Below are 21,248 nucleotides of genomic sequence, written 5' to 3'. Positions count from 1 at the left end.
AAATAAACATTGGGGGTTGTCCATATGTCATCAATCACTATTGCTGCTGTAGGTGATATTACTCTTTCGCAGAAAGTTGGAAAGGAATTATTTAGAGGGGTATGGGATGCTGCGGATATTCGAATTGGAAATTTGGAGTCGCCAATCATGCATACACCGGGTGATCCCGCTGATAAGCAATTTCGATTGCAACAGCCAATTGAAGCAGGGGAATGGCTGAAAGAGTTGAATCCTACAGCCGTTTCGATTGCAAATAATCACACGATGGACTGGGGTCCAGAGGGACTTTTTCAGACACAAGAAGAACTGGATCGAATTGGTGTAAGCTATGCTGGAGGAGGCCGGAATCTAGAAGAAGCTATCAAACCTGTGTATTTTCAAGCAGGCGATCATAGAATTGCATTCTTATCTTGGGCCACTACGCTGTCACCAGGATTCCAAGCTATGCATAATCGTCCAGGTATAGCAGGTGTAAGGGTTACATCCTTCTATGAATTAGGACCAAGTCTTGATTTGGAGCAGCCTGGAACAGCTCCGTATATTAAATCAGTTCCGTTTGAGGAAGATTTAGTATTACTCGAAAAAGTGATTGAGGAGGCGAATAGGGGAGCAGATTTCGTTATATTAGCTCTTCATTGGGGTGTACCGCCTCAGTGGTGTGTTCCATATCAAGGTGTGATTGCCGAATATCAACCAATCATTGCGCAGCGTGCAGCCAATGCTGGTGTCGATATTATACTTGGGCACCATGCACATGCTCCATATGGAATGGAAACATTCAAAGGCAAAGATGAAAAAGAAGTACCTGTGCTTTACAGTCTAGGAAACTACATTTCTCATTATGAATACTCAGGAGTAGGACTGGATATGTCTTCCTGTACAATTAAATTTCCTCCTAAACTTCCAGAAAACCGCCAAAGCTGTATTGCGGCTATAAAACTAACTACTTCTAATAAAAGACTTATTGTTGAACAGGTTACGATCCATCCAGCGATAATCAGTGAAATTGGTGAAGCAATTGAAACTAGTAACCAAGATTGTTCAGACATTGCCAATCGATTAAATGAGTTTAATAATCAGCGAGGTACGGCAACAGTAATCGAAGATAGAAAAGTTGTGTGGAATAGCATAGCAATAATTAAAAACACTGCCTAAAAATTTGAATGCATGATTTCTAATATAAAAAAAACCGACTAATGATTTGAAGAGGACCGGATAAATGAGACAAGGATCAAACACCCCCTGAATCGTATTTGTACAATATGATTCAGGGGGTGTTTTTCTATAAGCACGTGAGTACATTACCCAGTAGAATAAAGTGGGAAGAGATTAAGGTCCGTAGTGAATAACCGGTGTGCCGTCTTTCTTTTACATCAACCCAATTGATATGTCGATGTAAAATTTCGGTCGTTAATTCATCATAGTTAAGAAGTTCACCTCCCATATAAAAATAATATTTCTTTCATTTTCTGTGGTAAAATATAACTTTGTGCCTGGCAAGAATGCAACTTATGTGAAACTAATATAGGAGAGTCCTAACATGATAAAGAAAAAGAATTATGTCATCGTATTTTTAATGGCCATCTTTATGGCTGGCTGTACCAACGCAGCAGATACATCGAGTACAGATTTAGAAACAAATCCAAAAGAAGCAACCACGGCTGAAATAAATCAAAAAAGCGAAAAAGAAGAAATAACTGCGCCGGCTGCTGAGGAACCAGCTACAGAGGAAACAACCACACAATCAAATAATGAACGGTTCTCAGGGTACAAACTCATTAAAGTGGATGGCGGTGATTTGTCTGGATCTCGTGAACCTAACGCCGTCGTTGACATTGGCTATGGGGACCGTGAATATTGGGCATTTACTAATGAATACGGGCAGCTGGTACGTGTCATTGCGGACGAAATCGTTCTGCAAGATGACAGTAAAGAGCCTGTAACATCATCTGGCAGATACTATCCGGATGAGGCGAAGGTTCCTGGCGTCGAAAGTGCCGTTTTAGATGAAGGGCATATCATTGCTGATTCTCTCGGAGGGGTATCGAATGCTTATAATATTACCCCGCAAGATAGTACGCTCAACCGGCATGGTGATCAAGCTTATCTAGAAGACGCGATTCGCAAGGCAGGCGGAGCTGAAAATTTTGAAGCCATTATCACCTATCCGAATACGGAAACACAGATTCCTTCGAGTTATCAATATACTTATACATTAAGAGGGAACAAAGTCGTGGATACATTTGACAATGTGAATCCGGATGAAGTAAACGCATCACTCGGTTTAACAGACAATGAATCATCTGAGTCAACTAGTTCAAACACAAACGACGATGTTTCTAAAGTTGATACAAACGGGAATGGACAAGTGACGATAAAAGAAGCAAAAGAAGCAGGGTTTAGTATGCCGATAACGAGTGATCATTGGTTATACCCCTATATGCAAGATAATGATAAGGACGGTATGGTAGGGGAGTAAGTCTCTGGAGCTTTGATGGGGAATTTGTTTTTTATTGTGATTTGCAATTAATTTTTTTAAATGAATTTAATATGGGACGGAAAATTAAGATAGCAGCGAGTTTAGCTCCCTGCTATCTGTTTGCATTTACATGCTAATTGTATCTGATTTTTCTTTTTTGAAAGACTGATGTTCAATGATTTTTGCAATTGGTTTTTTGTAGTTAATCCACATTTCAACTAGTTCCATACCGTTGATTAAATCGATGTTTAAACCATCTGCATATAAACGGGCGTTATCGTTAAAGCCAGCTGTCGAAACGACATAACCCTTTGTTGCACTTTGTTTGACCATATTGGAATGAAGAATAGCAATTATTCATAACCTATATCTTCCCGATAGCATTTTACTTGTCCCAATACCTTGTCCTCATTTGTTCCATGTTCTATATCTATACCGAAGTCACCAGAACTCTTGGTTACAAAGGACTCAAATCCGTACTTGTGTTTTAACACGTCTGCAATAAAATGTTCAAAGTCAAAGGGGTAATTTTTCAAAAAAATGGGAGAATACTTTTTTTCCTCTACTTCTTTGCAAAATCTCTGATAAAGTCCTAAAGCAATAGTTCTTTTAAATTCATCTGTCACTGTGATTTGTTTATAATCTTCTTCTTCTGAAAAACTGCGTTGTTTTTTCCATTGAAAAATCAACAGACCCAAAAGAACTGCGATTATTAAATACTCCATATATTTCACCTCTATTTTAAGGATTATCAATACAATCAATTACTATACTGAATATTGAGTAAATAATACCGATTTGAAATCAATTTAGACTTTGTATTCACGATCATATGGAATTTTTTTATTTGCACATTAAAAAGAGAGTTGGAACCCCAACTCTCTTTTTCATTATATTTTTAATTCAATTAACGGACGGGTGTATTTTTGAATCACATAATTCCCGAGCAGCAAACAAATTCCCAAAGAAAAGGCTGTCAGCGTGACATAATGAGTAGACAGGCTGTCCAGTGTATCGTCAGAAACGACGGTCTGGATCGTTTTAATGATGAATCCGTGCAGAAGGTAGATATATAAGGTTCTTTGTCCAATTACGGTCATTTTAAATCCAGTCTTCGGCACAATGGCTAGGAATCCGAAAATCACAACGGCTGTAAATCCATATTGGACAGCGCGTATAAGTCCGTCCGTTAGTTGCATGACTCCCATATCAGCATAGGATGTGTCGCCAAGCAGCCATGGGACAGCTTCTTTCGGAAAGTATGCAGTGAATAGCAGCAGGGTGCTTAGGAGAATCATGGCACCAATTGCAGGCGCATATTTGATATTTTTTACCATTTGCAGATGTTTTGATTCCAATAAAAAACCTAATAAAAAGTAAGGGAAAAACACAAACGTTCTCGATAGGGATAAAAAACTGCCGGCATAATCGAGATAGCCGATTCCAATGCCGATCCCAACCGCAATGGCTAATCCTGCCCATTTTAATTTACCGAACACATAAAGCAGCAGGTTCCAGCTAAATAGACTCAGTAAGAACCATAATGTCCAATGGGGCTGGAGAAGATTGAATTCGAGACTCGAATAATCACCATTCCAATAATAAAAAACAGAGTAAATGATTTGGAAGATTAAATAGGGCAATATAATCTTCTTAATAATCTTTACGAAATACCCCTTCTTCTGAAACCCTTTCGAAAAGTAACCGGAAATGAGAATGAAGGCAGGCATATGAAAAAGAAAGATCATCGAGTATAAGGAAAATAAGAAATCATCATTGCTTTTTAAAGGACTGATAACATGTCCAAAAACCACTAAAAAAATCAAAATTAATCGTGCGTTGTCGAAGTAAAATATTCTTCCCGATGCTGGAGACAAGTTAACACCACCTAGATAAATTTATCTTTGAATGTAGTTATAGATAATTTCTTTACTATACTATAGAGATATTACAAAGATATGAAAAATAATTTAAAAATAAAAGAAATCATTCTTCATTTCAAGATTCTTGAAACCTTCTGAATGTACCTTCTGTGTAAAAGGGTGATGTTAGATATGTTAATAGAGTTGAGTAAGGTTATCAATGAAGAAGGAGAGGAAAGAGAGGAAGGAGAAGGAAATGAAAAAAATTATACTTGTATTTGCCTTTTTGATGATGGTTGTTTCGGGCTGCGGAAAAGCGAGTGAGGAATCGTCCGTCCCTTCTTCAGAAAACCCGGAAACAAAAGCAGAAGAGTCAAAATCCCAAAAATTCCCCAAAAACCAAGAAAGTCAAGAATCTCAAGAATCTCAAGGCACCCCTGAAGCGCCAAAGACCCGAGAGGCGAGTGTGAAGGCCGAGGGCATTTGGAGGGCAGCAGGGAAAGAGGATGGAGTGACCAGCACATGGTTCTTTCAGGATGGCCATCTGGTCGTGAATCATGTGAATGATTTTTCCTATACGGTTGCTGAAAATAAAGATGCAAAGGGATACACAGCGGTCACGATAGAAAATCAACAGGGCAGGAAGCACGCCTTGCTGTTCAAAGAAAATGGAGCCCATTTGGAAGGAATCACAGCTGAGGATGAGGCATATGATCAGTACCTTGCTGACGGTACTGTGCCGGATGGACAGGTGATCGAATTTACGCCTCAACCGAACGGTTGGGGCAGTATGGACGAAGCAATCGATTTCTGGGAGAAAACGTATAAGAATCCCGATAATAAGATTTCCGAGTCAATACTATGGGGAAATTACCGAAGAAATCTGTGGAGTTTAGTGGAGGGTGGAACGTCAGAGAATACGATGACACTGCATTTTGCCAATATCAGCGGTGCCGGCGGAAGCTATGTGGAGCTTATCAAAAACGAGGAATTTACTGTCATCACCGACTTTGATGGCAATGCGTCATATCCCCATGATCCGAGCATGAGGTATACGGTTCAGCAAAAAAATCATAAAGTAATCAAGACTGAAGAATTATGGAAGCAATAGGCTTAGCATGGTGTCCCTCCTTGATGGGAGGGTCTTTTTTTGTCCGATTTTTCCCTTAATGCCCTGTTCGACATTCACTAGTATTTTATACCTGCTCCTATCTGTTTATTTTGCTTCTATTTCCTCCTATTAAATAAATTCAAATAATTCTAAATATTCATGTTATTTATTTGTTATCACTCTATAATGAAGTGAATGGAAAATGGAGGGGGAATAGAAATTTGAAGAAAAGGTTGATTGTACCTGTTATTTTGTCGTCTGCACTGATGGCCAGTGCGATTCCTGGCAGCAATGTGTTTGCGCAACCGGTTGAAAAGCAAGCGATTCAGAAGTGGAATGAGAAAGCGAGTGTGCCTTTGTTTGTGAAGGAGCGTGCCGCTGAGAAGTTCTCTTCCAGCAGCACGTCCAATGCGTTGAAGTATTTGGAGAAAAAAGAAGAGAAAACGGGGATTAAAAACCCGGGGAAAGAGTTGAAAGTGAAAAAGGTCGAGAAAGATGAACTGGGAATGACACATGTCCGTTTTAATCAATCCGTAAACGGCGTGCCTGTAGAGGGATCTGAAGTGATTGTCCATTTTGATAAGAATGACAAAGCGGTATCCGTAAACGGACGGGTGAACGAGACGGTGGAGGAGGCATCTGTGGATACGAATGCGTCTGTGAGCAGTGACACAGCACTGGATAAGGCCTTGGCTTCTGTTAAAGCGCCTGAGGAGCTGACCTATGAGCCGACTTCTGAGCTGGTTGTGTACCCTTTTGAAGGGAAAAATCATACTGCTTATAAAGTGAATGTGAACTTCATGGGTGACGCTCCTGGAAACTGGTTTGTCTTTGTTGATGCCAAAACAGGGGAGGTCATCGACCAGTATAACGGGATAATGGATGCGGCTGAGTCGAAAACCCAGAAAGGTGTCGGAAAAGGTGTTCACGGCGATATCCGGGAATTACATATAACGAAAGTAAAGGAACCGAAAACGGGTACAAAGTTTGCCTTAGCGGATTACCTTCATGAGAATCTTGGCGGAATCGAGACGTATGATGCAAAAAATGATAACACGGCAAGCAATGATACCCTCTATGTCGGGAATTCTGCTTCGTTTATGAGCGACTATGACCGTGCAGCTGTGGACGCCCATTATAATTCTGAAAAAGTCTATGAATATTATTTGAATGAACATGGCCGTAATTCTCTTGACGGGGAAGGGATGGCGATCATTTCGAAGGTTCACTACGGTACGAATTACAACAATGCTTCCTGGAATGGACGCTGGATGACATACGGCGACGGGGACGGCGAATTCATGACTTCGCTTGCGGCAGGCCTTGATGTGGCGGCGCATGAAATGACACACGGGGTCATCACACATTCTGCGAATCTAGTCTATCGCAATCAATCCGGAGCCCTGAATGAATCGTTCGCGGATGTCTTTGGTGCCATCATTGACGACAGCGACTGGGAAATGGGTGAAGATATTATGGCGCCGGCTGCTAAAGCGGACGGTGTCACCGTATTGCGCAGCTTGAGCAATCCAAACAGCGTAGTCGTCAGCAATGCCGACAGACGCGCCTATAGCACAAATGGGGGAGTCTACCCAGACCATATGGATGAATTTTATAACATGCCAGAGTCAGTGGACGGCGGCGGAGTTCATGTTAACTCTTCCATTACGAACCATGCGGCATACTTGATCGGTACAGAGCTGGGAAGGGAAAAACTAGGGAAGATCTACTACAGGGCTATAACGGTTTATCTGACTTCCAATTCCGATTTCAGCGACGCGCGTAAAGGAATCGTCCAATCTGCGATCGACCTGTACGGCGAAGGCAGCGAGGAAGTGACCGTAACGAATTCGGCTTTTGATTCAGTGGGAATCTATTAAACGGCACACAAAAAGCACTTAGCTTTTGCCAGGTGCTTTTTGTGTGCCGTTCGCTGGGAGAGTGCCTTAATAACTGTCTGAAAATTCCCGGTGAGAAAGTACTGTTCTAATTCTTCCTTAATTAAGGAACTGGCAAAAGGAAATAAGCGGAGATTTTCCCGTTATGTGAAGAATGAAGCTCTTTTTTGGGGAAATAAGGGGAGAATTTCCGGTTATACAGTGTAAAATCCCCGATTTTCACGTTTTTCTAGTCGATAGGCGAAATTGCTCCGTCTATTTAGGCTCTTTTTTAACTTATTTTCTGATTAAGCGGAATTACTCCGTCTATTTAAGTTCTCTATTTTCTCATACGATATCTAGCCACAGAAAAAAGGATTTGCCCCATCAAATGATGAATAATCTATGATCGGAGGGACCATTCATATGATATTAAATATTTTTTCGGTATTTTTAATTGCGGAGCAATAGTGGGTTTAACGTTACTTGGTATGATTCATGTCCCTCTGATTTATCCGTACGCAGGCATCCTAATCAGTTCGGCGATTATGGTAGTGATCATTTTAAAAAATAGAAATGCTGCGGCCAAGTGTGATCGGTAATCAAGCAAAAGGAAAACCTCCCTCGAAATCAGAGGGAGGTTTTTCCGTTGTCTTTCATGATGCTTTGGATAGTGCTTGTTCTATAAATATATTTGATCGCTGCTTTGATGCTTTGGAACGTTTCCCCTTTGAAATCGCTTTGGGCCAGATCCTGGGCAAGCTTTGGACCGATGCCGACCACATAGCAGGCGGTGCCGATGAGTTTCAGCATTTCCGTTATTTTGTGGATTCCGTCTAGCCCGGCCTCTGATAATTTCGAAATGCCGCTCACGTCAATGAGGAAATAATCCGCGTTGTTTTGTGAACAGACATCCAGGATGGAGTGAGTCAGATATTCCATCCGCTCAAAACTTACCTCGCCGATGATGGGAACCGCATAGATATGATCCCAGATATTGAGGACCGGGACCGAGAGCTGTTCGATGAGCTGGTCCTTCTTTTCTTCTTCTTTCACTTGGGCTGTCACATCGAGCAGCATCAGCAAGTAAGCCTGCTTATGCCCTTGTTCATCAAAGACCGGCGTAATCACCGTGTCCCCGATATACAGGTCTTTAATATTGATCGTCACTCTGAATGTTGAATCCAGGGTATCCATAATCCGCCGGCTTGTCTCCGGGTGGGTATGGAAGAAATCCATGCTTCTCCCGATCATCGCCTCAGCGTTAGGAATTCCATATAATGGGGCGATTACATCCATGATTTTGGCCGCTGTTGGATTCATCCAGGTGACGGTATAATCTAAGTCAGCTAAGATGATGATTTCATCAATACTGACGAAAACGTCATGGCTATTTAAATTAGCGGGCATTGTTCCAATCTCTTTCATTGTGTGCTCCTTTTACTGAGTTCATTTTATGAAAATGAAATGGTGCTCTGGTATTAAATCATACCACATCAAAAATGGACGAACAAATCTCATGACTGTGCAAAGAAGCTCGTCTCGTGCATCCCCGGCATCAAAGAATGCATGAAAAAAAGACAGTGCCTTTTTTCAAGGGACACTGTCTTTTCTATCTTATTTGATAGTAGATGTTTGTCGATCCAGAACCATTTCTTCTTCTTTTTTTTCTTCAGGAGAAGAAGCCTGGTTTGTAGTGCGAAGCGGAATTTCTTTTAAGAAAAATACTAATAAAAAGGCAACTGCTAAGACGATTGTGCCGGTTAAGAATACCGTAGATAACGTATCGCCGAGCGCATCCCGAATGCCTTCAATCATTTTCTGGAAGAGTGGCTGCACATCTGCAGGCAGGCTGGCTTCCGTCTGCTCAAGTAACGGCTTGTTCATCAGCGCCTGCGGATTGGCAAAGGCAACCATTTGTTCTGTCACTTTAGGATCTAAAGCGGCCATTTCCTTGACGGCCGATGAGTGCTGCATGGTCTCTTCCAAGTTTGTTTGTAAGTTATTGGCCATAACCGTTCCCATTACGGCGATTCCAATTGTACCGCCTAAGTTACGGAATAATTGGGTAGAAGCTGTGGCTACTCCCAATTCTTTATGGGAAACCGCATTTTGGGTGGCAATTGAAAAGACAGGCATACCCATACCAAGTCCCAGGCCGAATACAGCCATACTTAAAACGGCCATTGGAATACTGTTCATGAAGATCATAATTGCCATCCCGGCCATCATGATAGGCACACCGATAAGGGCATAGTGTTTATATTTCCCCGTTTTTGAAATCGCCTGACCAATGAATGTGCTGGCAATTACCATGACAATCGACATCGGCATGGTTACATAGCCTGCATGAGTAGGAGTGATGCCCAGTACCCCTTGAACAAAGAAGGAAATATAAATCATGGCACCCATCATCCCGAAGTTCATAATGAATCCAATTAAATTAGAGACGGTCACAATCTTATTTTTAAATAAATGTAATGGCAAAATTGGATTTTTTGCTTTTGTCTCCACGAATACAAAGACGATGGCAAAAACGATGCTGGCGGCAATTAATCCAAGAATTTGTGCAGATCCCCATGCATACTCTGTACCTGCCCATGAAAACGCAAGGAGCAATGGAACGATGGAAATCGTCATAAAGAAGGAGCCTAAATAATCAATACTTTGTTTGGCCTTTCGATCCACTTTCGGAAATAGTGCCAGGATCATGACGAAGGCTACGATACCAATCGGCAGGAAGATCCAGAAAATCCAGTGCCAATCTAAATGATCGACTAAATATCCGCCAAGAAGAGGCCCTAACACACTGGAGAAACCGAATACAGCTGTTAATAAGCCCATCCATTTCCCGCGCTCGCGAGGAGGGAATAAGTCACCAACCGCTGTAAAAGCAGATGATTGAATAATACCGGCACCAATTCCCTGGATCCCGCGGTAAGCAATAAATTGGAATACATCATTAGACGTACCGGTTAAAAAAGCACCAGCCATAAATAGTAAAATCCCGACTAACAAGAAAGGCTTACGCCCGTACATATCCGACAGCTTTCCAACTAAAACAGTAGAAATCGTCGATGTAAGCAAATAAATATTGATGGTCCATGTGTAATAATCCATCCCGTCCAGGATCGAAATAATTTTTGGCATGGCCGTGCTGACAATAGTCTGGTTTATCGCAGCAAAAAACATAGCTGCCATAATAGCGACCATAATCGACATTTTTTTCTTTTGTGATAAATGTTCCATTGCATTCTCTCTTTTCTCTTATAAATTATTGAAAATTCTCATTTAACAACTTGAAAATCCGTTTTAAATGCTGAATATCTTCCTCTGTTAACTTGCGGAAATGCTCATTCATTTTAAGCATCTGTTCCTTCTTGACCTGTCTTACCAGTTCCGTTCCCTTATCTGTAATGGCAATCGTCACAACCCTGCGATCCTTCTTGGAACGATCCTTTGTGATATAGTCATTCGCCAGTAATTGATCCGTAATATTGGTAACAGCAGCATTTGTAATATCAGCGCTTTTGGCAAGGTCCGAAACATTCTGTTCTCCTTCTTTATCTAAAGTAAAGAGAAGTCTGTACTGCGTGATATTTATGTCATTATTAAGTTTATTGAACTCGCTTTTTAAATTCTTAATAAATGCACTGAACATCCCAGCGACTTCAAATAGCTCCTCGCCATTCTGCACTCGTTTCTCACCCTTCCTAATACTATTTCAATTTAAAACATTTAAGTACTTAACTATTAAGCCTTTAATAATATAGAACTAAAGTAATTATATGTCAACACTAATATGCAGCTGCAGGAAAATATTTTGACCAGCACAGTAATCATTACTAGGTGTTCAAAAGGAATGGAATGGAATCAGAAGCTGACCTGCCACATGACTGTAATCGGGAAAAAGGAAATAAAAAGAGATTTGCGGTCGGTGTAAGGAAGGATGGGGCGAGCATTTTAAGGTGTTCAAAGAGCGGGTTGTTCAGGAAATAGCAAAACGCAGTCTGTAAATTACTGCACTGATTGAAGGGGTGTAGAAAGAGGAAAGGAGAGGGAGGCTTACTTCACTTCCCTCAAGCCTTTGCCTTCGAGGATGTCTTGAACGCCTTCCTCACAGACCCCGTACGCCCGCCAGGAACAAGACTCGCAGACGGTTTGGATATCGGAGGGAACAGCCTTCTGTTGGATGCGGGATTCAATCTCTTCCCACCTTACAATTTGTCCGATTTTCAGTCCTAGTTTGGCCAAGATGGCAGCATCCCGGTTATAAATATGTTCTTCCTGGCAATGGTATTCACCGGAGTTTGGATACTTTTGACACAAATGATCTGGCCCTTTCACCAGCTGTACCTTCACTGTAGGATGGTCTCTCAAAGTTTGGTGCAGCTGGGTCATATTTTCCACATATTCACGGGAATAGCCCATTCCCCGGTAGCCCAAAAGACAAAAAAGATGATGGCCGCGCAGTTTATACATGGCTTTTTCCTCCCAATGGCAACTAAATGAAATGTTAACTAAATGAAATTAAAGTTTACTATTTTCTAATAGTTTAGCATAATGACCCAAATGAAATGAGCTAATTTTCTCCCTGGGAGCTGCCTGAACACTCCTCTTTAAACTAAATCCCGGATATATAAATTTGCATGCATACGGGAAGGGTGCTAGACTTTTATAAAATATTGGTACCAGGTCATATAAATAACTAACAATATCAGGTTTTAACAAAAATTATATTATGCCGATTTCCAATAGCAATTGCGGCATTAGGTACATATGTAACAGAACGTTTAATTAGGATTTGGAAGAGCTCACTGGACACATATATGTTGAATTATTATTCAGCATGGGCATTAAAGAGTGAATGACTGAATAGGATAAAGCTGGTTTTAAGATTGATTTATTGGACTCTTCCATCTGCGCTGACGTAATCCTTCTGACAAATAAAGGTGATAGGAGTTAAACTATGGAGATTTCATTGATAAGACACGGTAAATCTGCGTTTAAGGATCATCACCGTGTGACAGGAAAAGAGTTTGCGGACTGGGTGAAGCATTACAATGATCATGGAGTGTGTGAAGAAGAGGGTTATCCGCCTGAGACGCTGGATAAGATTCGATCGGCGAATCTTATCTTGACGAGTGATTTACAAAGGTCGGTGGAGTCTGCGTCTCTCTTGCATCAAAATAGTGCTGCAGTCTCTATGCCTGTTTTTCGCGAGACAGAGCTGCCCCATCCTTCTGTGAAAGGGGTCAAATTCAATCCGGCTGTTTGGGCGTTCTCCTTGCGATGCCTGTGGTTCATGGGTTACTCCAGAGAGTGTGAGTCTCTCTTTACGGCCAGGTGGAGGGCGCAAAAAGCCGCTCAATTATTAATTGAACTGGCCGAAGAGCACCAAGCGATTGCTTTGGTCGGACATGGTGTTTTCAATAGATTCATAGCTGACGAATTACTCAAAAAAGGCTGGACAGGCAAAAGGAAAACAAGCCGCAAACATTGGCACTGTACGACGTATGCTTTTGATGTGTAAAACACTAATTGGATCATTTACCGTCTTAATCCATAATACCCTTATAATGGGAAAGGGGCGATCGGCATGGATTTGCGTTATCCGGTGGGGGTTTTTACATATGAAGGGAAACCGGCAGTCAAAGTGATAGAGGGCTGGATAAAAGAAATTGAAGAGCTTCCGCATCATTTAGCTGAAGCGGTGAAGGGGCTGCGTGATGAGCAGCTGGATACGGCGTATCGGCCTGGGGGATGGACGGTCCGTCAAACGGTACATCACATTGCCGACAGCCATGTAAACAGCTACACTCGATTTAAGCTCGCCCTGACAGAAAATAATCCAGTTATTAAACCGTATGAAGAAAGCAAATGGGCGGAGCTTCATGATTCGAAGCTGTCGATTGACGTTTCTTTAAAATTGGCAGAAGCCTTACATAGACGATGGGTGTGCCTGTTGCGTTCACTGACATCGGAAGAGCTGGCAAGAACATTCCGGCATCCTGAATCAGGTGATGTCAGGCTTGACGCTGCCATCGGAATGTATGCCTGGCACGGCCGGCATCATGTGGCCCATATCACCTCGTTAAGAGAGAGTATAGGGTGGTAATTCTATTTCGTTAGCTTTTTATTTTTAACAGATTGTTATTTAGATAAACCTTTTGTCTTTGCAAACAGAAATGAAAGCTGGGGAAAGGTGAGATTATCAACTTTCATGAGTGACTAAAAAAGGATTCTATCATTTTTACCATTGACAATGGTAAATAGTGGGTGTACAGTAGAGGGGAATTTAATAGGAAGACCACTAGGGGAGTCATTTGATGGCTGAGACGGGAGTATTCTCGGACCCTTTGAACCTGATCTAGTTCACACTAGCGTAGGAAAGTGGAGTCCGTGCATGGATATAGTCAATTATTCTGCCGCTCCATTTTTGGGGCGGCTTTTTGCTGTTTCTGTGCATTGCCCCATTTTAGTGTCTTCCCGCCATTATGAAAAAGGGGGAAAAAATGATGAGTTTTTCAGCAGAATTAAGGAGAGAGGCCGATCCGATTTTTCAGGCGATTTTTGAACATCCGTTTGTTCGGGGGATTGCCGAAGGGGATTTGAAAAAGGAGCAATTGATCCATTATGTGAAGCAGGATTTTGAATACTTGAGTTCTTTTATCCGCATCTATGGAATGGCGATTACAAAGTGTGACAGCCGAGAGGATATGGACATGTTCAATCAGCAGATTTCGTTTATCCTGAACAGCGAAGTCCACCCGCATAATAACTTTTGCCAGGTAGCGGGGGTTCCGTATGAGGAGCTGCAGGGATATGCTCTGTCGCCGTCCGCGCATCAATATATCCGCCATATGCTGACAGTGGCTCATGAAGGGACGCTTGGAGAAATTTTGGCTGTCCTGCTGCCGTGCCCATGGACCTATTGGGAGATTGGCGAGAAGCTGCTGCGTGAGGTGAATCCTGCAAGCTCGCATCCGTTTTATGAGTGGATTCATTTTTATGGGGACCGCACTGACTCCATCACGTCTAATTTCTGTGCCCGGCTTGATGAATGGGCCGAAGGGGCAACAGACAGAGAAAGAGCTAAAATGAAAGAGCATTTTTTACTGAGCTGCCAGCTTGAATATATGTTTTGGGATATGGCCTACCGGATAGAAGAATGGCCGGTTCAAATGGAGGCTGTTCAGAGATGACGTGGAAAATGAAAGAGGTCGTGCTGGCAGTGATTCTGTCGGTGGCCTGCGGTGTCATTTATTTAGGGTGGTCCACACTGTGGATCCCGATTTCTGCGCTTGTAGGTCCGGTCGGAGCTGGGTTTATGTTCGGCATCTGGGTGATTGCCAGTCCGATTGTGGCGTATATTATCCGAAAACCGGGCGCGGCTTTTATCGCAGAGACGGCAGCGGCGGCAGTTGAGTTATTGACGGGCAGCCACTTTGGGCTGTCGGCCTTATTGGTCGGTGTTTTTCAGGGGATCGGGGCAGAGATTGCCTTCGCCCTGTTCCGCTATAAGCGCTACAGCCTGTTTACGCTGATGCTGTCGGGCGCACTTGCTGCTATCGGAAGCATGGTCTACAACGTGATAGCCAATGGATTTGGCTACTATACGGCTGAAGTTTTCCTTACAACGTTAGTGATTCAGGTGATCAGCGGAATCGTACTCGGCGGTCTGCTGGCGAAAACCGTTGTAGATTCTTTAGCGAAAACCGGTGTCCTGGATCAATATGAAATCATGAAGGAAAAACGAAAGAAGGCGCATGTCAATGGAAACGCTGCTGGGATGTGAAGACCTCACCATTCGCTTTTACAATCGCACGGAAAATGTGCTGAACGGCATTAATGTTTCCATCCGTGAAGGGGAAAAAGTGTTAATACTGGGACCCAGCGGGAGCGGGAAATCGACTCTGATTTCCGCTCTTGCGGGGATGATCCCTGAACATATCGAGGCGGAGCTGAGCGGCAGGGTATTCGGCAGAAACAGGGCCGGGGTTATGTTTCAGGATCCCGATACCCAGTTCTGTATGCTTCATGTCGACGAAGAAATTGCCTTCAGCTTAGAAAACCGCTGTGTGCCCCGTGACAGGATGGATGGCATTATTGCCGCAGTTATGGACCAGGTGGGATTGAATATCGATAAGTCTACACCGATTGACACCTTATCCGGCGGGATGAAGCAGCGCCTGGCCTTAGCGTGCTTATTGGCACTGGATCCGGATGTGCTGTTCTTTGACGAGCCGACTGCCCAGCTGGATCCGGCAGGACGGAAAGAAATTTTTGAAGTATTGCGAGAGATCGCCGGGCAAACGAATCAAACGATGATCTTTGTCGAGCATGTCCTGGACGGCTGTATCGAATGGATGGACCGGGTGATCATTCTGGATGCAGGCGGACGGCTGATTGCCGACGGGGAGCCGAAAGAGATATTACAAGCATATAAGAAGGAAATAGAAGAGGCGGGCATCTGGCAGCCAAAACTGTTTCCGGACGCCTGGACGGATGTACTCCATACTCCCGGCCACCCTCTGGCAGCTAAGCTATCAAGCCGGCTTGAAAAGAGCGCCAAAAGGAAGGAAAAGAAGAAGGGCGAGCTTGTAATCCGCACCGAACATCTGGAAATAGGATACGGCAGGGAGCCGATTGTCCGCGACATGAACCTCGCCATCCATAAAGGAGAGTGGGTTTCGATTGTCGGAAAAAACGGCAGCGGCAAAAGCACCTTTTTGAAAAGTTTGCTTCGGCTGGCACCGGTGAAGCAGGGGGCGATTTATTTTCAGGGAAAAGAACTGAAGAAATGGTCCGACCGGAAGCTGTATGAGGAAGCGGGCTTTGTCTTTCAAAATCCGGAGCTGCAGTTTATAACGGATACGGTTTATGAGGAAATCGCCTTTGGGGGCCGGCAGCGAAATTGGCCGGAAGAGGTCATCCATCAAAAAACGCAGGAACTGCTGGAGGAGTTTGAGCTGGAAGCCTACCAGGATGCCCATCCCTTTACATTGAGCCTTGGACAGAAGCGGCGGTTAAGTGTGGCGACGATGCTGCTGTTTGACCAAAAGCTGTTATTGCTGGATGAACCGACCTTTGGCCAGGATGAACGAACCGCGAATGAGCTGATCAAAAGGCTGAGACAGCGGCAGCAGGAAGGAACGGCCATTGTGATGGTGACACATGATATGGATATGGCGGATCGGTATTCAGACCAAGTCATCCTGATTCATGACGGAAGGGTGGCCTATGAAGGAATGCCGTATCCGCTGTTTTCAAATCCAAGTCTATTAGCGGAGAATGCCTTGATTCCCCCGCTCCATTATGAATGGTTATACACAAGAAGGGAGCTGACTGTATGAAGGCCAATGATTCGCTTCTGTCTTCCCTGAATCCTTCGTGTAAACTGCTAGCACACTTTTTGGCGATGTTTTTACTTATGACCATAACCAATCCTGCCGGAACATTCTTTGTTTGGCTCCTTGCTGTGTGTATCGGCCTTTTTTTAGGCGGCTGGAATCTTTCCTATTTACTTAAAAGGCTTGTGCCTTATCTGATCTTTTTTGTTTTAATCTTTTGGATGATGGCCGCATTTGGAGAAGGAAAGGAAACAATCTGGCAGTGGGCCTGGTTCCGAATCACGGAAGAAAGTATGAATAACGGCCTGACAATCGCTTTGCGCATGCTCGGGTTTGTCACATTTGGCTTGCTGTTCACGTCCACGACAGACCTGACCCAGTTCATCATGAGCTTAATTCATCAGTGCAGGCTTTCACCGAAATGGGCATACGGACTACTGGCGGGATTCCGTTTCATTCCCTTATTTCAATCAGAGCTGAGCCAAATGAAGGCCGCCCATAAAATCAGGGGCTATAAGCAAAAGAACAGCTGGAAAGCCTTTATGAGATACGCGCTTCCGCTGTTTACCCAAGGGATCCGCAAGTCGGAGCGGATTGCTGTCGCGATTGAGGCACGCGGGTTTACCGGATCACGAAACCGAACCTATTACCAAACGACCAAAGTCCTGCCGAAAGACTTCGTCTATCTCGGCACTCTGTTTGCTGCAGTGCTTGGGATCCTGATTTCTTTTAAATAATATGGATTACTACGTAAGGACAAGAAAAATGAAATAGCACCCTAGGCTGAGACAGCGGGCGGGAAGCCTGCAGTACACTATTTTTAAAAAGGGTAGTTAAATTTGAAAAAAGAACTTCTGATTATAAGAAGTTCTTTTTTTGCACGATGTGCTGCTTTAACGAAGTTAGAGGGGAGGCATCTATGTTCCTTATTGTTAACTGGCAGCTCCTGTGCGTTTTATTATGACCTTAATGTTTGGGATGATTTTCAAGTCGGAATATTTTTTTCTTAAAGCTGTATCAGTAAAATCGGCATTTGCCTTGTTCGTTTTTAATGCTCTTCCAATACCAATTGGGTCGGTGTTCAATTCTTTAAACTTCTGAAGAACGTCACTGAATTCTTTATTTAATGCTTCACTGATCATTAATTCTGCTCTATGGATAATTTGTTTATCTTTCATACTTATAGAAGGGATTACCTCTACAACGGATACTGTAATGGCCGCATTTAAATAAACCGTATTGTCTCTAGATAGATCAATATGCCCTCGATATTTGATTGGTCGAATAATCATTAAAAAGTGATCCCCCATCTGATCTTCTGATGGTTTTAAGCCCAGGGTTTTTAAATCTTTTGTTGGGAATTTCAATGTTATATCACCTAAAAAGGCATTCTTATTAGTAAATAATTTTATGAACATGGTATTTCTTAAAGAAATGGAGCCCGCCATTTGATCATCTTTAAATAATGCAACACCATTGATATAGGGCGCAACGTCAGGTTTGTTGGAGATTATAGGGAGAGTGGGGTCGATCCCAACTTCATATAATGCAGAAATAAAATCATGGATATTTGAACTCGTTAACATTTCTTTCTTTTTATGCTTATATAGCAATTGATAGATATAAGAACCCATTTCAGGGAATTCTTCATAGTTTTCATTACTAATTGTTTTTTCTGCATTGTTTGTTATTGCCAAAAAGACTAAGGATCCTATACTCCTGTCTCGCTGCATAGTGTCAAGAAATGGTCCGATACCTTCCTTTTTTGTCAGATTCTTATTAAATAAGATAGTCCTCAATTGACCAGATGCGAGATCATGACTTGTCTTCTGTTCTAATCTTTGCCTTATTTGTTTGCTGCTGGATCCTTCCGCAGATATGGTTACACTTGTCTCTTCTTCCTTTCTGTCAAATTGCAGGAGGCTGATTGTCCCTTTGAAAGTATCTTTATCAAAGAGATCATAACCAACTATAGTGGATATACCTTGTCTTTCTAATATTTTTTCCGGCGGCATACATGCAGTGCAAACCAATAAGCATAAAAAAATGAGAAATCGTTTCATTCATTCAACCCCATTTTAAACGTTTGTAAATTTTTGATTTTACACGAGAAAATAAAAATAAGAATATTGGATAGACAAACCACAAATAAAATCCCACTTGACCGACTCTGTCAAACAAAATATTAGTATCCATTCGATTCGTCAGAAAGAAACTTGTAAAAAAGATAAGTAAGGATATGACCCAAATTCCATGCTTGAGTTTTACATGAAATACCTGCTTAATCCCCTTGGCTGCAATGAATAGTATGATACATAGGTTTGGAAAAATTACTAAAATCCATAATGGAACGGCTACAAATTCAAACCGTTCAATAAATGGGAAATTCACGGATCCTATCATGCTGACAACGGGCCAAAATTGTTTTTCCAATTCCGCTGCGCTAAAAAACATGATAGAAATCATAGTGGCCAGCAATACGAGAAAGGTGGAAAACCAGGCAGCTAATTGTGTGAAAAAGTGAAGTTTTTTTTTCTCTTTTATAAATGGATAAATAAAAAATAATGTCTCGAACCCTAACAATGTATAACTTGATTTGTAAACTCCTTTTATCACATCAGAGGGAGGGCTGGACAGGACGGGGAGAATCCGATTGAAATGAATGAATTCGAGTGGCTGATACATCACAAAAAGCAGCCAAATAGTCATTAAAAAGGATAAATAACATATCCCTGCAATTACTCTGAATCCTCCTGAAACTGCATAGATTGTGATTAATAATAATGCTAAGGTGCCAATCCATTCATAAACTCCTTCATATCCCCATGTAAGAGACAATTCAACATAACCAATAATTACGGAATACAGCTCTGCCATAAAGAAAACAACAATAAAAATATTAATCAGACTGCCTAAAAACCGTCCAAATACCTTTTCATGTATTTCGTAAATATTACAATCTTCGTGTTGTTTTAGAATATTTATCATTATCCATATTAGAAAACTAACGAGAAGACCTGCTATTAAAATGGAAATCCAGGCATCTTTTTTTGACACCTGATAGATAATTTTTGGAACGCCCAGTATCCCTATCCCTATTTGAACAGTATGAATAATGAAGAAAGCCATATAAGCATTTATAAAATTAATATTGGAATTCATTTTTCACCTCAAAATTCATCTAAATCTTTTTCTGACCTTTTAAATTTCCATTTTGTCCGGATAGAATCTTTGGGCCGATTTACAACAGGGCGATTCAAATAAAAATGGTGGGGCAGACGTATCAAAAAATATTTTATATCCTTTAAACGAAATGGATATAACGGAGCAAGATATGGTTTGTTTAAAGACGTCAATCGTAGTAAATGCACCATCAAGACACAGACGCCAATAACAATTCCATTTAACCCCCAAATGCCGGCTAAAATAATGAAAGGGAATCTGGCAATTCTTAATGCGGTCCCCATTTCATATATGGGGGCCGTAAAAGCACCTAAGGCACTAAAGGCCACAATGATAATTAGAATATTACTGGTTAAACCTGCTTCGACTGTTGCCTGCCCTATAACCAGACCGCCTACAATGCCCATTGTTTGACCTACCTTTGAAGGGAGGCGTGCCCCAGCTTCTCTGAGAAGTTCTATTAATACTTCGAGCAATAGAGCTTCTAACAGAGGAGGAAAAGGAACTTGAGAACGTGATTGACCAATAATAATCAATAATCTGGATGGAATTAATTCAAAGTGAAAGGTCATAATGGCAACATATAATGCGGTGAAAAATAGTGATCCAATCATAGCAATTAATCGAATAAGTTTTATACATGTACTTAATGACCATCTTAAATAAATATCCTCTGTAGATTCAAAAAAAGAAAAAAAGGTTGAGGGACCAATTATCGCAACAGGGCTGCCATCTAAAATCACGCCAATCCGCCCGTTTATTATCGAATAGATAAATCGATCTGGCAGCTCTGTTAAAATAAACTGCGGAAAGAATGTATAATGATTGTCTTCAAGAATTTGTGCTAATACTGAACTGTCACTTATATTATCTGTTTCAATACCTTCCATTCTTTGTTTTATAGTTTCTATTGTATCTTCATCAGCTATATTGCTAAGATAAACTAATCTTACTTGCTTTTTTGAAAGTTCCCCTATTGTAAATTCATCAGTGCAAAGATTTGTATCCGTTAAGTTTTGTCTAATATCTGGATATTCGAAGACAGCGATTCAGTAAACGAAATTTTCGGCCCATAGACTAAGGATTCTGTTTCTGCTTTTTCGAGCGATCTTTCGATGGGGTTGGCACTATTTAACAGAATTCCTTTCTTTTCCTCTGAAAAAAATAAATACGTAAATCCTTTTAATAGAGAAGATAATATCTCTTGTTCCGCCGGCTCTGACTTTATGTCGTCTATGGGGATTTTTTTTATTATATACGTGAAAGAAATATCTTCCTTAGGGATAGTTTGTAAATATGGCTCTATACTATTTGTTGGGGTATCCATACAATTTGTTTGCATAAAAAATGCACGCAAACATCCAATTCTTTTATACTTGAGTT

19 protein-coding genes, 1 pseudogene and 1 riboswitch are annotated in these 21,248 nt (G+C 41.8%); of the genes and pseudogenes, 10 read left to right on the top strand and 10 right to left on the bottom strand.

Annotated features, from left to right (window positions below; translation table 11 throughout):
- Positions 1 to 24: 24 nt before the first annotated feature.
- Positions 25 to 1,155, top strand: a complete 1,131-nt coding sequence (locus BQ4305_RS02365) for a CapA family protein (RefSeq protein WP_110926287.1) — start codon at positions 25 to 27, stop codon at positions 1,153 to 1,155.
- 385 nt (positions 1,156 to 1,540) lie between these two features.
- The gene (locus tag BQ4305_RS02360; RefSeq protein ID WP_110926286.1) at positions 1,541 to 2,479 is read left to right on the top strand and encodes a DNA/RNA non-specific endonuclease; all 939 of its coding nucleotides are present in this window, start codon (positions 1,541 to 1,543) and stop codon (positions 2,477 to 2,479) included.
- A gap of 126 nt (positions 2,480 to 2,605) precedes the next feature.
- Here the strand turns inward: BQ4305_RS02360 and BQ4305_RS22180 are convergent, their stop codons facing one another.
- The 3 genes from BQ4305_RS22180 to BQ4305_RS02345 form a co-directional block, all read right to left on the bottom strand.
- Positions 2,606 to 2,812 (bottom strand): restriction endonuclease, encoded by a 207-nt coding sequence (locus BQ4305_RS22180; RefSeq protein WP_110926285.1) that lies wholly within the window; start codon positions 2,810 to 2,812, stop codon positions 2,606 to 2,608.
- Between the two features lie 20 nt (positions 2,813 to 2,832).
- A complete protein-coding gene (locus BQ4305_RS21975) occupies positions 2,833 to 3,204 on the bottom strand; it encodes a restriction endonuclease (protein WP_110926284.1) in 372 nt (123 codons plus the stop codon).
- A gap of 165 nt (positions 3,205 to 3,369) precedes the next feature.
- Positions 3,370 to 4,356: an acyltransferase family protein gene (locus BQ4305_RS02345; RefSeq protein ID WP_234396848.1), complete on the bottom strand. Its 987-nt coding sequence runs from the start codon at positions 4,354 to 4,356 to the stop codon at positions 3,370 to 3,372.
- 241 nt (positions 4,357 to 4,597) lie between these two features.
- Here BQ4305_RS02345 and BQ4305_RS02340 point away from each other — a divergent pair, with 241 nt between their 5' ends.
- Both BQ4305_RS02340 and BQ4305_RS02335 read left to right on the top strand, forming a co-directional pair.
- Entirely contained in the window at positions 4,598 to 5,452 is an 855-nt protein-coding gene (locus BQ4305_RS02340; protein ID WP_110926283.1) for a hypothetical protein, read from the top strand.
- A 221-nt stretch (positions 5,453 to 5,673) separates the two neighbouring features.
- On the top strand, positions 5,674 to 7,332 hold the full coding sequence (locus BQ4305_RS02335; protein WP_110926282.1) for a M4 family metallopeptidase: 1,659 nt from the start codon (positions 5,674 to 5,676) through the stop codon (positions 7,330 to 7,332).
- 627 nt (positions 7,333 to 7,959) lie between these two features.
- Here the strand turns inward: BQ4305_RS02335 and BQ4305_RS02330 are convergent.
- The 4 genes from BQ4305_RS02330 to BQ4305_RS02315 form a co-directional block, all read right to left on the bottom strand.
- Positions 7,960 to 8,757, bottom strand: a complete 798-nt coding sequence (locus BQ4305_RS02330; protein WP_110926281.1) for an STAS domain-containing protein — start codon at positions 8,755 to 8,757, stop codon at positions 7,960 to 7,962.
- Positions 8,758 to 8,946: 189 nt separating this feature from the next.
- A complete protein-coding gene (locus BQ4305_RS02325) occupies positions 8,947 to 10,578 on the bottom strand; it encodes an MDR family MFS transporter (RefSeq protein WP_110926280.1) in 1,632 nt (543 codons plus the stop codon).
- A 25-nt stretch (positions 10,579 to 10,603) separates the two neighbouring features.
- Positions 10,604 to 11,026 carry a MarR family winged helix-turn-helix transcriptional regulator gene (locus tag BQ4305_RS02320; RefSeq protein WP_110926279.1) on the bottom strand — a complete coding sequence of 141 codons (423 nt, stop codon included), beginning with the start codon at positions 11,024 to 11,026 and terminating at the stop codon, positions 10,604 to 10,606.
- 368 nt (positions 11,027 to 11,394) lie between these two features.
- Positions 11,395 to 11,811 (bottom strand): DUF1284 domain-containing protein, encoded by a 417-nt coding sequence (locus BQ4305_RS02315; protein ID WP_110926278.1) that lies wholly within the window; start codon positions 11,809 to 11,811, stop codon positions 11,395 to 11,397.
- Between the two features lie 487 nt (positions 11,812 to 12,298).
- Between BQ4305_RS02315 and BQ4305_RS02310 the strand changes: the two genes are divergently transcribed.
- The 6 genes from BQ4305_RS02310 to BQ4305_RS02285 all read left to right on the top strand — a co-directional run bounded on the left by BQ4305_RS02310 (position 12,299) and on the right by BQ4305_RS02285 (position 17,419).
- Positions 12,299 to 12,862, top strand: a complete 564-nt coding sequence (locus BQ4305_RS02310; RefSeq protein WP_110926277.1) for a histidine phosphatase family protein — start codon at positions 12,299 to 12,301, stop codon at positions 12,860 to 12,862.
- Between the two features lie 66 nt (positions 12,863 to 12,928).
- On the top strand, positions 12,929 to 13,447 hold the full coding sequence (locus BQ4305_RS02305; protein ID WP_110926276.1) for a YfiT family bacillithiol transferase: 519 nt from the start codon (positions 12,929 to 12,931) through the stop codon (positions 13,445 to 13,447).
- A gap of 187 nt (positions 13,448 to 13,634) precedes the next feature.
- Positions 13,635 to 13,738, top strand: a riboswitch (TPP riboswitch).
- 109 nt (positions 13,739 to 13,847) lie between these two features.
- A complete protein-coding gene (gene tenA, locus BQ4305_RS02300; protein WP_110926275.1) occupies positions 13,848 to 14,534 on the top strand; it encodes a thiaminase II in 687 nt (228 codons plus the stop codon).
- Positions 14,531 to 15,127, top strand: a complete 597-nt coding sequence (locus BQ4305_RS02295) for an ECF transporter S component (RefSeq protein WP_110926274.1) — start codon at positions 14,531 to 14,533, stop codon at positions 15,125 to 15,127. Before tenA ends, BQ4305_RS02295 begins: the two co-directional genes overlap by 4 nt.
- Positions 15,105 to 16,685: an ABC transporter ATP-binding protein gene (locus BQ4305_RS02290; protein ID WP_110926273.1), complete on the top strand. Its 1,581-nt coding sequence runs from the start codon at positions 15,105 to 15,107 to the stop codon at positions 16,683 to 16,685. The genes BQ4305_RS02295 and BQ4305_RS02290 overlap by 23 nt, the downstream gene beginning before the upstream one ends.
- Positions 16,682 to 17,419 carry an energy-coupling factor transporter transmembrane component T family protein gene (locus tag BQ4305_RS02285; protein WP_110926272.1) on the top strand — a complete coding sequence of 246 codons (738 nt, stop codon included), beginning with the start codon at positions 16,682 to 16,684 and terminating at the stop codon, positions 17,417 to 17,419. Before BQ4305_RS02290 ends, BQ4305_RS02285 begins: the two co-directional genes overlap by 4 nt.
- 195 nt (positions 17,420 to 17,614) lie before the next feature.
- Here the strand turns inward: BQ4305_RS02285 and BQ4305_RS02280 are convergent, their stop codons facing one another.
- From BQ4305_RS02280 to BQ4305_RS02270, 3 genes and pseudogenes are all read right to left on the bottom strand, one after another.
- Complete coding sequence (locus BQ4305_RS02280; RefSeq protein ID WP_110926271.1) at positions 17,615 to 18,745, bottom strand: Ger(x)C family spore germination protein; 1,131 nt, start codon at positions 18,743 to 18,745, stop codon at positions 17,615 to 17,617.
- Between the two features lie 4 nt (positions 18,746 to 18,749).
- On the bottom strand, positions 18,750 to 19,844 hold the full coding sequence (locus tag BQ4305_RS02275) for a GerAB/ArcD/ProY family transporter (RefSeq protein WP_110926270.1): 1,095 nt from the start codon (positions 19,842 to 19,844) through the stop codon (positions 18,750 to 18,752).
- Between the two features lie 8 nt (positions 19,845 to 19,852).
- Positions 19,853 to 21,225: pseudogene (locus BQ4305_RS02270) on the bottom strand (spore germination protein); the annotation flags it as partial.
- Positions 21,226 to 21,248: the final 23 nt, after the last annotated feature.

Source organism: Bacillus massiliglaciei (assembly GCF_900098925.1).
In the GTDB taxonomy this organism is placed as follows: domain Bacteria; phylum Bacillota; class Bacilli; order Bacillales; family DSM-1321; genus Peribacillus; species Peribacillus massiliglaciei.
This window is presented reverse-complemented; position numbering and strand designations above follow the sequence as displayed.